This window comes from Rhodococcus sp. NPDC060084 (assembly GCF_042730335.1).
Lineage (GTDB): Bacteria > Actinomycetota > Actinomycetes > Mycobacteriales > Mycobacteriaceae > Rhodococcus.
Window position 1 is genome coordinate 1 of record NZ_JBHWWX010000030.1, and the last position, 12311, is coordinate 12311.

The following is a 12311-nucleotide window of genomic DNA, read 5'->3' on the forward strand; positions in this document are numbered from 1 at the left end:
CGGTCCCATTCCGAACCCGGAAGCTAAGCCCCATTGCGCCGATGGTACTGCACTCGACAGGGTGTGGGAGAGTAGGACACCGCCGAACACCCGTTACCGAAAGGGGACCCAATAATTGGGTCCCCTTTCGTGTTTTTATCGTGCTTTTATGAAAGGATTTTTTCTGTGTCCGACAACAACGGTGAGCGTCGATCCTTCCGGAGTGGAGGATCTACTCCCTGGTCGGGCCGGGGCGAAGGCAAAGAAGGCTCGCAGACCAATCGCGGCAACGACGACCGCAGGCAGAGCGGCGACAGGCGTGACGATTCCTCCGCCGGGCGCGGAGACGACCGCCGGCCACAGCGGAGCGGTGAACGCTCCTACCCGGATCGCGCACAGCGCGGCCGAAGCGAGGACGCGCGCCCCCGCCGAGAAGGCGATGCACGACCCGACCGCAACAACGACTCCCGGCCTCGCCGTGAAGGCGATGCGCGTCCGCCCCGCAGCGACGACAGGTCCGACCGCGGCTACCGGCCGCAGCGCGACCAGCCGTCCGGCGACCGCCGACGTGACGACTCCCGTCCCGCCCGTAGTGGCGACTCGCGACCGAACCGCGACAGCGATCCTCGGCAGAGCAGGGGTGACGACCGCGGACGGCAGTTCGGTGATCGGAACCGACCTGCGTCGGATCGGTCCCGCGGAGACGCCGGTCGCAGCGAGCGTCCGAATCGCCCGACCGGTGACCGCAGCCGCGACGACGCACGCGGCGGAGCCCGCAGCTACGGCGGCGATCGCCGTGGCACCGACGACCGCCGTGGAAGCGACGATCGCGGAGCCCGCAGCTACGGCGGTGATCGCCGCGGTGGCGAAGCCCCTCGTCGTCGTGGCGGCGAAGGCGGATTCGGCCCGGCAGGGGGACGTGACGGTTCTGCTCCCCGGCGCGATGCCCGCCCCGACGAGCCGGACCTGCCCGAGAACGTCGAAGCCTCGGAACTGGACCCGGCGATCCGGCGCGACCTCCTCAGTCTCGACAAGCTGAACGCCAACGCCGTCGCACGTCACCTGGTCATGGCGGGGAAGCTCATCGACGACGACCCGCGTCTCGCACTGGCGCATGCCCGTGCCGCACGTCAGCGTGCCGGCCGGATCGCAGTCGTCCGTGAAGCCGCCGGTATCACCGCGTATCACGCAGGCGAATGGGCCGAGGCGCTCTCCGAGCTCCGTGCAGCACGCCGGATGTCCGGTGGAACAGCACTTCTCGCTGTCATGGCCGATTGCGAACGTGGCCTCGGACGGCCGGAGAAGGCCATCGAACTCGGGCGAAGCGAAGAAGCACGTGCCCTCACCGGCGACGAAGCCAGCGAACTGCGGATCGTCGTCGCGGGTGCCCGCATGGATCTCGGCCAGTACGACCAGGCCGTGGTGACACTGCAGACCTCCGATCTCGACCCGACCCGCACCGGTACGCCCGCGGCACGGCTCTTCTACGCATACGCCGACGCACTCGTCGCAGCGGGACGCGCGGAAGAAGGCGTGCAGTGGTTCCTGCACTCCGCGGAAGCCGACATCGAAGGCGTCACCGACGCCGAGGATCGGGTGGAGGAGCTCACCGGAGGAGACTTGTGACCTCGTCGAGCGGCGCCTTCGGCGACGCGGCGGCCGAGTACACCGGTGACTCTCTGCGTTCGCTCTACGATGTCCTCCTGCTCGACCTCGACGGCACGGTCTATCGAGGCGCGGATGCCGTTCCCGGTGCCCGCGAGGCGTTGACCGCAGGCGACAGGCTGTTCTATGTCACGAACAACGCGAGCCGTCGCCCGAGCGAAGTCGCCCGCCATCTCCGCGACCTGGGGTTCCCGGCGGACGACGCGTCGGTGGTGACGAGTTCGCAGTCCGCCGCCCGTCTGCTTGCGGAACAGGTGCCGTCGGGATCACCTGTTCTGGTGGTCGGTACCGACGCTCTGGCAGAGGAGGTCGCCCGGGTGGGATTGAACCCGGTGCGGACCGCCGACGCAGATCCCGTTGCCGTGGTCCAGGGACATTCACCCGAGACGGGGTGGCCGATGCTCGCCGAGGCGACACTCGCCATTCGTGCCGGCGCCTGGTGGGTTGCGACCAACATCGACTCGACGCTGCCCACCGAACGGGGACTGGTGCTCGGAAACGGGTCGATGGTCGCAGCGGTACGTCACGCCACCGGCGCCGAGCCCGTCGTGGCAGGCAAGCCGGCGGCTCCTCTGCTCGAGGATGCGATCCGGCGTGGTGCCGCACAACGGCCGTTGGTCATCGGTGATCGGCTCGACACCGACATCGAGGGTGCCAACGCAGTCGGCGCGGACTCCCTCCTGGTCCTGACCGGCGTCAGCACGGTCGACGACTTGTTGCGCGCTCCCGTGGAGCAACGCCCCACGTACGTCGGTGCCTCGCTCGGGTGCCTCGACGCTCCGGCGTCGCAGGTCCGGGTGATGCCCGCCGAGGGCTGGTCGGTACGGCTCGAGGACGGCGATCTGCATCTCGAGTCCACCGGGGTGGTTGGCGACGCGATGGAGGTCTTGCGCGGACTGCTCGATGTTGCCTGGTCGAACCCCGGTTTCGGCCGGCTCCGGCCGGTCGACGAGCACGCGCGCACTGTGCTCGCGGAGTGGGGCATCGCTTCCTGAATCGGGTCGTGCCGTGTGCCGGTCGTGGCGTGGATGCACTAGCGTGGTCGGTGATGAGCACGTCTATTCCACGCCCCGGCGAACACGTTCCCGGCCCACGAGTCGCGATCGATCCCGACCGTATCCACGCGGAGGTCGATGCGCTGCTGATGCGCGCGCGCGACAGCGCGGACACCTCCGACACGGCCCAGGGGATCTCCCGCCAGGCCCAGCTGCTCGACCAGGCCCACGACGTTCTCGTGCAGGCGCTGGCGACCGTGGACAAGATCTGACGTGGCGCGCCGAGCACGGGTCGACGCAGAACTGGTACGACGCGGATTGGCGCGTTCGCGGGAGCACGCGAGCGAGCTGATCGCCGCGGGCCGGGTGTTGATCGCAGGCACGGTGGCGACCAAAGCCGCCACCGCAGTCGAGCCGAACACCCCGCTGCTCGTCACGGAGGTCGCGGACGAGGTGTCCTGGGCCTCACGTGGCGCGCACAAACTCCTCGGAGCACTCGAAGCCTTCACCCCGCAGGGCCTGGAGATTTCCGGGAAGCGATGCCTGGACGCAGGCGCCTCGACGGGGGGATTCACCGATGTCCTTCTGCACGAAGGCGCGTCGGAGGTGGTCGCCGTGGACGTGGGGTACGGGCAGCTCGTCTGGAGACTGCAATCCGACCCGCGTGTCCACGTCATCGATCGAACAAATGTGCGTACCATCGACGCGGATCTCATCGGAGGACCGGTCGAATTGGTGGTGGCGGATCTGTCGTTCATCTCTCTGAAGCTGGTGTTGCCCGCGTTCGTGCGTTGCGCGGCTCCCGGCGCCGACCTGCTTCCGATGGTGAAACCCCAGTTCGAAGTCGGCAAGGACCGGGTCGGCAGCGGCGGCGTCGTGCGAGACCCCGAACTCCGGGCCGAAGCGGTGCTCGACGTGGCACGCGAGGCCCAGCGAGCGGGGCTCCGCACCCGGGGAGTGGTCGCGAGCCCGCTACCGGGTCCGTCGGGAAACGTGGAGTACTTCCTCTGGCTGCGGGCCGGAGAGCCGGGCGCCGAGGACCTGGACCCAAACGTGATCGATCTCGTCCACCGCGCGGTACAGGAAGGACCACAGTGACAACAGGGCCGGCGCAGCCGAACCCGGGGACAACAGGGCCGGCGCAGCCGAACCCGGGCACCCCGGCGCCGACGGGTCCCGGAGGCACCGAACGCGAGATCTTGCTCGTCTCGCATGCGGGTCGCGACGAGATCGCCACCACTGCCCTGCGGGTCGCCAAGGTTCTGGGCGAGGCGGGCATCGGTCTACGGGTACTCGAGGACGAGGCAGGTAGCAACGGGCTGGGAGTTCTCGCGATCCCGGGCAGTTTCATTCGCATCGTCGAACCCGGTCCCGACGCCGCCGCAGGCTGCGAGATGGTCATCGTGCTGGGCGGGGACGGAAGTTTCCTCCGCGCTGCCGAACTCGCACAGTATGCGTCGGTCCCTGTGCTGGGCATCAACCTCGGACGAATCGGGTTCCTTGCCGAGGCGGAAGCCGAACACCTCGAAGACGCGTTGCATCAGGTCGCCCACCGCGAATACCGCATCGAAGAACGAATGACTCTGGATGTGACCATCCGCGTCGACGACAGGATTGTCGACCGCGGCTGGGCGCTGAACGAGGCGAGCCTCGAGAACAAATCCCGGCTCGGGGTGCTCGAAGTCGTGCTCGAGGTCGACGGCAGGCCGGTCTCGTCGTTCGGTTGCGACGGGGTCCTCATCGCAACCCCCACGGGTTCGACCGCCTACGCGTTCTCCGCGGGCGGTCCTGTGGTGTGGCCGGAACTCGAGGCACTGCTGGTGATCCCGAGCAACGCACACGCGCTGTTCGCGCGCCCGCTGGTGACGAGCCCCGAATCGATCATCGCCGTCGAAACCCTCGCGGGTGGTCACGACGGGGTGGTGTTCTGCGACGGCCGGCGCACGCTCGAACTGCCCGCGGGCGGACGCCTCGACGTCGTGCGCGGCCGGCACCCGGTGCGCTGGGTACGGCTGGATTCGGCACCGTTCGCAGACCGAATGGTGCGAAAGTTCGAACTTCCGGTGAAGGGCTGGCGGGGAAGGAAGCTCTGAGATGCTCGCTGAGATCAGGATCGACAACCTGGGCGTCATCTCCGAGGCGAGCGCCCGGTTCCACGGTGGTCTCACCGTGCTGACCGGCGAGACGGGTGCCGGCAAGACCATGGTGGTCACGAGCCTGCACCTGCTGTCCGGGGTTCGGGCGGACGCGACACGGGTCCGCGTCGGCGCGAACCGTGCCGTGGTCGAGGGACGCTTCAGCGTCGACGACGGTGCCAGTCATGTCGAAAAAGAAGTCGCCCGGCTTCTCGAGGCCGCCGGCGCGCAACGCGACGAGGACGGCAGCATCATCGCCGTCCGCAGCGTGGGCAGCGACGGCCGGTCCCGCGCCCACCTCGGGGGACGCAGCGTCCCGGTGGGTGTGCTCTCCGAATTCACCGACCCGCTGCTCACCGTGCACGGGCAGAACGACCAATTGCGCCTGCTCCGCCCGGGCGAACAGCGGTCCGCGCTGGATCGGTTCGGCGGCAAGGCGATCGCTCCGCTGCTCGACCGGTATCGCACGCACCGGCGCCGGTGGCTCGACGCCCGCGCCGAATGGCACGAACGTACCGAGCGGTCGCGGGAGCTGGCGCAGGAAGCCGACCGTCTCCAGTACGGACTCGACGAGATCGAGCGCGTCGATCCGGAGCCGGGGGAGGACGCCCGGCTCGTCGACGACGTCCGTCGTCTGTCCGATCTCGATTCCCTCCGCGAGGCAGCGATGGGCGCGCACGCGGTGCTCGCCGGACAGGACGCCGCCGACGGTGACGAAGCCCGCTCCGCACTCGACTTGCTGGGTGAGGCACGCTCGCGCGTCGACGGCAGCGACGACCCGGCCCTTCGTGACCTCGGGCCGCGCTTGGACGACGCCATCGCGGTGGTCACCGACGTGGCCGGCGATCTGTCGGGCTACCTGGGGGATCTTCCCTCCGACCCGGGTGCGCTCGAGACCCTGCTCACCCGGCAGGCCGAACTGAAAACCCTCACCCGGAAATACGCGGCGGACGTCGACGGAGTACTCGAGTGGGCGCGCAGCGCACGAGAACGACTCTCGGGTCTCGATGTGTCCGCCGAGGCCCTCGACAAACTCGCCGCCGAGGTCGACGCCGAAGCCGCCGCCACCGCGGAGGCCGCGACGGCACTGTCGGCGGCACGCCAGAAGGTGGCGGGGAAGCTGGCGAAAGCGGTGAGCAAAGAACTCGCCGGACTGGCGATGGGCCGCGCGGTGCTCGAGGTACAGATCCGCGAACAGCAGGCCGCGGCGGCAGATTCCGCGCCGCTGCCGATCGGCGATCGCGTCCTGCACGCCGGTGAGTCCGGCGTCGACGAGGTGGAGTTCCGGCTTGCCGCGCACGGCGGCGCTCCGGCTCTTCCCCTGGCGCGCAGCGCGTCCGGCGGCGAGCTCTCGCGGGTGATGCTCGCGCTCGAGGTGGTCCTCGCCGGATCCGAGCGTGGCGCGACCATGGTCTTCGACGAGGTCGACGCCGGCGTCGGAGGCCGCGCCGCTGTCGAGATCGGCCGTCGGCTGGCTCGGTTGTCCCGGACCCATCAGGTCATCGTCGTCACACACCTCCCGCAGGTCGCCGCGTTCGCCGACACGCACCTGGTGGTGGACAAGGTGGACGATCGCGCCGGGGTGGTGAGCAGCGGCGTGCGGATGTTGTCGGACGCCGAACGTGTCGCCGAACTCGCCCGGATGCTCGCGGGACTCGACGACACCGAGACCGGTCGCGCCCACGCCGAGGAGTTGCTCGCCGTCGCGCACGCCGAGCGGGCACAGTGATCGGGCCGTCGATGCGGCGTCGCGGCGTCGTCTCGGCGCGCCTCCGATAACTGACCGGAACTCCGGAGCATCATCTTTGCCATGAAGATGCCGGCGCTGCTGTCACGTACCAACGAAACGTTGCCCGGAGTCAGCGGTATCGCGAGGGTCGATACGAACTCCGCGAAGCTGTTGCGTCGGGTCGGTCCCGGCGACGTGGTGGTCCTCGACGCGCTCGACCTCGATCGTGTCACCGCCGACGCTCTCGTCGAAGCAGGCGTGTCGGCCGTAGTCAATGCATCGGCCTCGATTTCGGGCCGGTACCCGAATCTGGGGCCCGAGGTGATCGTCGCCAACGGCATCCTCCTCGTCGACAACACCGGCGCCGAGACATTCAAGAAGATCAAGGACGGCGCCAAAGTCCGGCTCTACGAGGGTGGCGTATACGCCGGCGAGCGACTGCTGGTGCAGGGCGACGAACAGACCGAGGCCGAGATCTCCGATCGGATGATCGAAGCCAAGACGGGTCTCGTCGACCATCTCGAAGCGTTTTCCGGCAACACCATCGAGTTCATCAGGTCAGAAAGCCCGCTGCTCATCGACGGCGTCGGCATCCCGGAGATCGACCTCGACCTGCGCGACCGGCACGTCGTGGTGGTGTCCGATGGGCCCGGCCACGTCCAGGACCTCAAGGACCTCAAGCCCTTCATCAAGGAATATTCGCCGATTCTCGTCGGCGTCGGACCGGGTGCGGACGCGCTCACCAAAGCCGGATACCGGCCTGATCTGATCGTCGGTGATCCGGACGGGATCGGCACGGCGACCCTCAAATCCGGTGCCGAAGTCGTGCTGCCCGCCGACCCGGACGGCCATGCTCCCGGACTCGAACGCATTCAGGACCTCGGTATCGGCGCGATGACCTTCCCGGCGGCCGGAACGCCCACCGACCTCGCGCTGCTGCTCGTCGACCATCACGGCGCCGCGCTCGTGGTCACCGTGGGCAGCACCGTCTCGCTCGACGAGTTCTTCGACCAGGGACGCCGCGACACCAACCCGTCGGCGGTCATGACGCGCCTCAAGGTCGGACCGAAACTCGTCGACGCCAAAGCTGTCGCCACCCTGTACCGCAGCCGCGTCTCCGGCGGCATCATCGCCTTGTTGATCTTCGCGGCGCTGATCGCGATCATCGCGGCCCTGGTCGTCTCCAATCTCGGGGGCGATGTCGTCGCCCTGGCCCAGGAATGGTGGGACAGCGCCGTCGACTGGGTCCGGGGCCTGCGCGCGTGATCTCGCTGCGTCACCACGCCGTCTCGCTGGTGGCCGTGTTCCTGGCCCTGGCGCTCGGCATCGTGCTCGGATCGGGACTGCTGTCGGGCAGCGTGGTCTCCGGCCTGCGCGACGACAAGTCCGAGATGCGGCGCGAACTGCAGGAGGCCGAGGACCGTGCCGCCCGGCTCGGCGGACAACTCGTCGCCGCCGACGGATTCGACGCCACCGTCGCGCCGCGCGTGGTGCGCGATGTCCTCACCGACCGCACCGTCCTCGTCGTCACCACCCCGGACGCCGATCCCGCCGACGTCGACGCACTCGTACGCACGGTGGGGGACGCCGGAGGCAGGGTCACCGGCCGGCTCGCGCTCACCGAGTCCTTCGTCGGCGCGTCCGGAGCCGACCAACTTCGCACCACCGTCACCAACGTCATCCCCGCCGGGGTGGAGCTGCAGACCGGCGCCATCGATCCGGGCAGCCTCGCCGGGGACCTTCTCGGCGCAGTGCTGCTGGTCGACCCGGCCACCGGTGAGGCTCGCGGCACACCGGAGGAACGCGCACTGGCCCTGACCACTCTGCGCAGCGGCGGCTTCATCGGCTACGACGACGGAGAGGCCGAACCGGCGCAGACGGCGCTCGTCGTCACCGGAGAACCCCCTACCGGGAGCGATACCGCCGGCGGAAACCGCGGGGCGCTCGTGGCCCGCTTCGCCGCCGCTGTCGACGCGCGCGGAGCCGGCGCCGTCCTCGCCGGTCGGCCGGGCGCTGCAGCCGGAAACGGCCCCGTCGCCGTGGTGCGTGCCGACGCGGCACTGTCCTCAGGGCTGTCCACCGTCGACAATCTCGATCGGGAAGCCGGCCGGATCACCACAATTCTCGCGGTCCGGGAACAGCTCGACGGAGGCGCCGGACGCTACGGCACCGGTCCCGGAGCGAGCGGCGTCACCGTCGGTTCCGCGGCGCGCTGAGCGCACCCGTCCGCCCCGGTGCGCGTGCTCCAACCGCCCGGGAAATGTGACGTCCACAGCACCGGAGGGCGATACAGGCGAGTCGAGTACGCCCCGGACGCAGAAGGTGTTACCGTGAAGTTCCGTGGGTCGGCAGGCCCCAGCTGCATCACATCAGTCCAAAAGCCCTGCACCTGACGTCACGGGAGCTCTTTTGCCACAGTCACGCCATTCGCGTACCGCTACCAAGCACATCTTCGTCAGCGGGGGCGTCGCGTCCTCGCTCGGCAAAGGTCTCACCGCGTCGAGCCTCGGAGCGCTGCTCACCGCCCGCGGGATGCGGGTCACGATGCAGAAACTGGACCCGTACCTCAACGTCGATCCCGGCACCATGAATCCGTTCCAGCACGGTGAGGTCTTCGTCACCGAGGACGGCGCCGAGACCGACCTCGACGTCGGCCACTACGAACGTTTTCTCGATCGCGATCTCAGCGCCGATGCGAATGTCACCACCGGCCAGGTGTATTCGACGGTCATCGCGAAGGAACGCCGCGGAGAGTATCTCGGCGACACCGTGCAGGTGATCCCGCACATCACCGACGAGATCAAACGGCGCATCCTCGCGATGGCCGCACCCGACAACGAGGGCCAGATCCCCGACGTCGTGATCACCGAAATCGGTGGCACGGTCGGTGACATCGAATCCCAGCCGTTCCTCGAGGCCGCACGCCAGGTCCGTCACGAGGTCGGCCGCGACAACTGCTTCTTCCTCCACGTGTCGCTGGTGCCGTACCTCGGCCCGTCCGGCGAACTGAAGACCAAGCCGACCCAGCACTCGGTCGCGGCGTTGCGCAACATCGGCATCCAGCCCGACGCTCTCGTCCTGCGGTGCGACCGCGACGTGCCGGCCACGCTCAAGGCCAAGATCTCCTTGATGTGCGACGTCGACCTCGCCGGGTGCATCTCGTGCCCCGACGCCCCGAGCATCTACGACATCCCGAAGGTGCTCCACAGCGAGGGCCTCGACGCCTACGTCGTGCGTCAGCTCGGCCTGCCGTTCCGCGACGTCGACTGGACGGTGTGGGGTGACCTGCTCGAGCGGGTGCACAACCCTCGCGAGACCGTCGAGGTCGCACTGGTCGGCAAGTACATCGACCTGCCCGACGCCTACCTGTCGGTGACCGAAGCGCTGCGCGCCGGTGGATTCGCGCACCGCGCCAAGGTGAAGATCCGCTGGGTCGCCTCCGACGAATGCGAAACCGAAGCCGGCGCCGAAAAGCACCTCGGTGACGTCGACGCCGTGCTGATCCCCGGCGGATTCGGTATCCGCGGCATCGAAGGCAAGCTCGGCGCGATCCGCTTCGCCCGTATCCGCAAGATCCCGCTGCTCGGCCTGTGCCTCGGCCTGCAGGGCGTCGTCATCGAAGCCGCCCGGTCCGTGGGAATCACCGATGCCTCCTCCACCGAGTTCGATCCCGACACCACAGCACCGGTGATCTCGACGATGGCCGACCAGGAACAGGCCGTCGCCGGCGAAGCCGATCTCGGTGGCACGATGCGGCTCGGCGCCTACCCGGCCACGCTGAAGAAGGGCTCGGTCGTCGCCAAGGCGTACGGCTCCGAGCACGTCTCCGAACGGCACCGTCACCGGTTCGAGGTCAACAACGCCTACCGCGACGAGATCGCGAAGTCGGGACTGGTGTTCTCGGGCACCTCGCCCGACGGCCGCCTGGTGGAGTTCGTCGAATACCCCGCGAGCACCCACCCCTACTTCGTGGCAACCCAGGCGCACCCCGAACTGAAAAGCCGCCCGACCCGCCCGCACCCGCTCTTCGCCGGGCTGATCGCCGCCGCACTGCAGTACAAGGCCGCCGAACGGCTGCCCGTCGACGTCCACGGCGGTGACCCGTCCGCCGCCGAGCCGGTCACGTCCGCGTCCGGCTCCGGCGACGCCGAGTAGATCGATGGCGCAGCGACACGAATTCAGCACCCGGTCCAGCAGACGGATCTACACCGGCGCCATCGTGTCGCTGCGCGTCGACGAGGTGGTCATGCCCGGCGGGCAGACCGCCGAACGGGAAGTCGTCGAGCACCACGGCGCCGTGGCCGTGGTGGCCGTCGACGCCCACGACCGGGTTGTGCTCGTCCATCAATACCGCCATCCGCTCGGCCGGCGGCTGTGGGAGCTACCCGCCGGCCTGCTCGACGCCCCCGGTGAGGACCCCCTCGATACGGCACGCCGCGAACTCGCCGAAGAGACCGGACTTGCCGCCGCCGAATGGGAAGTCCTCGTCGACATCGCGCTGTCGCCCGGATTCACCGACGAGGCGGTCCGTGTCTTCGCCGCACGCGGTCTCACCTCGGTCGACCGCCCCGACCCTGTCCACGAAGAGGCGGACCTCGAGGTGGAATTCGTCCCTCTCGACGAGGCCGTCGCGATGGCGTTGCGCGGAGAGATCGTCAATGCCACGGCGGTCTCGGGCATCCTGGCGTTCGCCGCCACTCGCGCCACCGGGGGAGCGTTCCTCCGCGCCCCGGACGCGGCATGGCCGGACCGGCCGACCGCGTTCGCCCGCACTCGCGCCGAACAGTGAGAACCTAGAGGGCGTGCTCGCACGACACCTCGACGCCTATCTCGATCACCTCACCGTCGAACGCGGTGCTGCCCGCAACACGATCACGGCCTACCGGCGGGACCTGACCCGATACCTCGACTACCTCGCGGAGCGCGGGGTCGGTGAGCTCGCCGATGTCGAGGAACAGCACATCGCCGATTTCGGGGTCGCGCTCCGCCGCGGCGACCCCGAAGCCGGCCGTCCTGCGCTCGCTGCCGGTTCGGTAGCCCGCGCACTGATCGCGGTTCGCGGCCTCCACCGGTTCGCCGCCGCGGAAGGCCACACCCCGGTGGACGTCGCGCGGTCCGTCACCCCGCCGAGCCAGGGCAGGCGACTGCCGAAGTCGCTCACCGTCGACCAGGTCACCGCGCTCCTCGACGCCGTCGGAGGGGAAGCGGACGGCGCGCGCGGCCTGCGTGACCGTGCGCTGCTCGAAGTGCTGTACTCCACCGGAGCGCGGATCTCCGAAGCCGTAGGGCTCGACATCGACGACATCGACACCGAGTCGCGTGCCGTGCTGCTGCGAGGCAAGGGAGGAAAACAGCGCCTCGTTCCCGTCGGGCGACCCGCACTCGCCGCGCTCGACGCCTATCTCGTACGGGGCAGACCCGCCCTCGCCGGCGGACACACGCCCGCGCTGTTCCTCAACGCGCGCGGCGGCCGGCTCTCCCGGCAGAGCGCCTGGACGGTGCTGCGAGCCGCCGCGGACCGAGCCGGAATCGACTCGAGTGTCTCCCCTCACACCCTGCGCCACTCCTTCGCGACGCATCTCCTCGACGGCGGCGCCGACGTACGGGTGGTACAGGAGTTACTGGGGCATGCTTCTGTGACGACCACTCAGATATACACGCTGGTCACAGTGGGTGCGCTGCGCGAGGTGTGGGCCGGCGCGCATCCGCGCGCGAGATGAGTTACACCGCGTAGCGGCGCGTGTCCGTGCGGTAAACGGGGGCACGAGGCGGTAGCGTTCGTGTAACGGAACGGCCGCCGGACCATGG

The 12311-nt window shown here is 69.1% G+C and carries 11 protein-coding genes and 1 rRNA gene; all 12 read left to right on the plus strand.

All coding sequences use genetic code 11. The features are described 5' to 3' along the window. Nucleotides 1-88 (plus strand): 5S ribosomal RNA (gene rrf, locus ACFWBU_RS15290); the annotation flags it as partial. 77 nt (nt 89-165) lie between these two features. Beyond that, complete coding sequence (locus ACFWBU_RS15295) at nt 166-1605, plus strand: hypothetical protein (RefSeq protein WP_169622366.1); 1440 nt, start codon at nt 166-168, stop codon at nt 1603-1605. Then, nucleotides 1602-2639, plus strand: coding sequence for an HAD-IIA family hydrolase (locus ACFWBU_RS15300; protein WP_169622365.1), 1038 nt, complete (start codon nt 1602-1604; stop codon nt 2637-2639). Before ACFWBU_RS15295 ends, ACFWBU_RS15300 begins: the two co-directional genes overlap by 4 nt. A 53-nt stretch (nt 2640-2692) precedes the next feature. Continuing rightward, nucleotides 2693-2911, plus strand: coding sequence for a hypothetical protein (locus ACFWBU_RS15305; RefSeq protein ID WP_169622364.1), 219 nt, complete (start codon nt 2693-2695; stop codon nt 2909-2911). 1 nt (nt 2912) lies between these two features. Next, on the plus strand, nt 2913-3737 hold the full coding sequence (locus tag ACFWBU_RS15310) for a TlyA family RNA methyltransferase (RefSeq protein ID WP_378528658.1): 825 nt from the start codon (nt 2913-2915) through the stop codon (nt 3735-3737). 98 nt (nt 3738-3835) lie between these two features. Continuing rightward, nucleotides 3836-4732, plus strand: coding sequence for an NAD kinase (locus tag ACFWBU_RS15315; RefSeq protein ID WP_296550984.1), 897 nt, complete (start codon nt 3836-3838; stop codon nt 4730-4732). 1 nt (nt 4733) lies between these two features. Further along, nucleotides 4734-6503 carry a DNA repair protein RecN gene (gene recN, locus ACFWBU_RS15320; protein WP_378528659.1) on the plus strand — a complete coding sequence of 590 codons (1770 nt, stop codon included), beginning with the start codon at nt 4734-4736 and terminating at the stop codon, nt 6501-6503. Nucleotides 6504-6584: 81 nt separating this feature from the next. After that, on the plus strand, nt 6585-7769 hold the full coding sequence (steA, locus tag ACFWBU_RS15325) for a putative cytokinetic ring protein SteA (RefSeq protein WP_169622360.1): 1185 nt from the start codon (nt 6585-6587) through the stop codon (nt 7767-7769). After that, nucleotides 7766-8719 (plus strand): copper transporter, encoded by a 954-nt coding sequence (locus ACFWBU_RS15330; RefSeq protein ID WP_378528660.1) that lies wholly within the window; start codon nt 7766-7768, stop codon nt 8717-8719. The genes steA and ACFWBU_RS15330 overlap by 4 nt, the downstream gene beginning before the upstream one ends. A 193-nt stretch (nt 8720-8912) precedes the next feature. Continuing rightward, a complete protein-coding gene (locus ACFWBU_RS15335) occupies nt 8913-10658 on the plus strand; it encodes a CTP synthase (protein ID WP_378528661.1) in 1746 nt (581 codons plus the stop codon). 4 nt (nt 10659-10662) lie between these two features. Continuing rightward, nucleotides 10663-11292 (plus strand): NUDIX hydrolase, encoded by a 630-nt coding sequence (locus tag ACFWBU_RS15340; protein ID WP_169653175.1) that lies wholly within the window; start codon nt 10663-10665, stop codon nt 11290-11292. 13 nt (nt 11293-11305) lie between these two features. Then, a complete protein-coding gene (gene xerD, locus ACFWBU_RS15345; protein ID WP_378528662.1) occupies nt 11306-12223 on the plus strand; it encodes a site-specific tyrosine recombinase XerD in 918 nt (305 codons plus the stop codon). Nucleotides 12224-12311 lie beyond the last annotated feature (88 nt).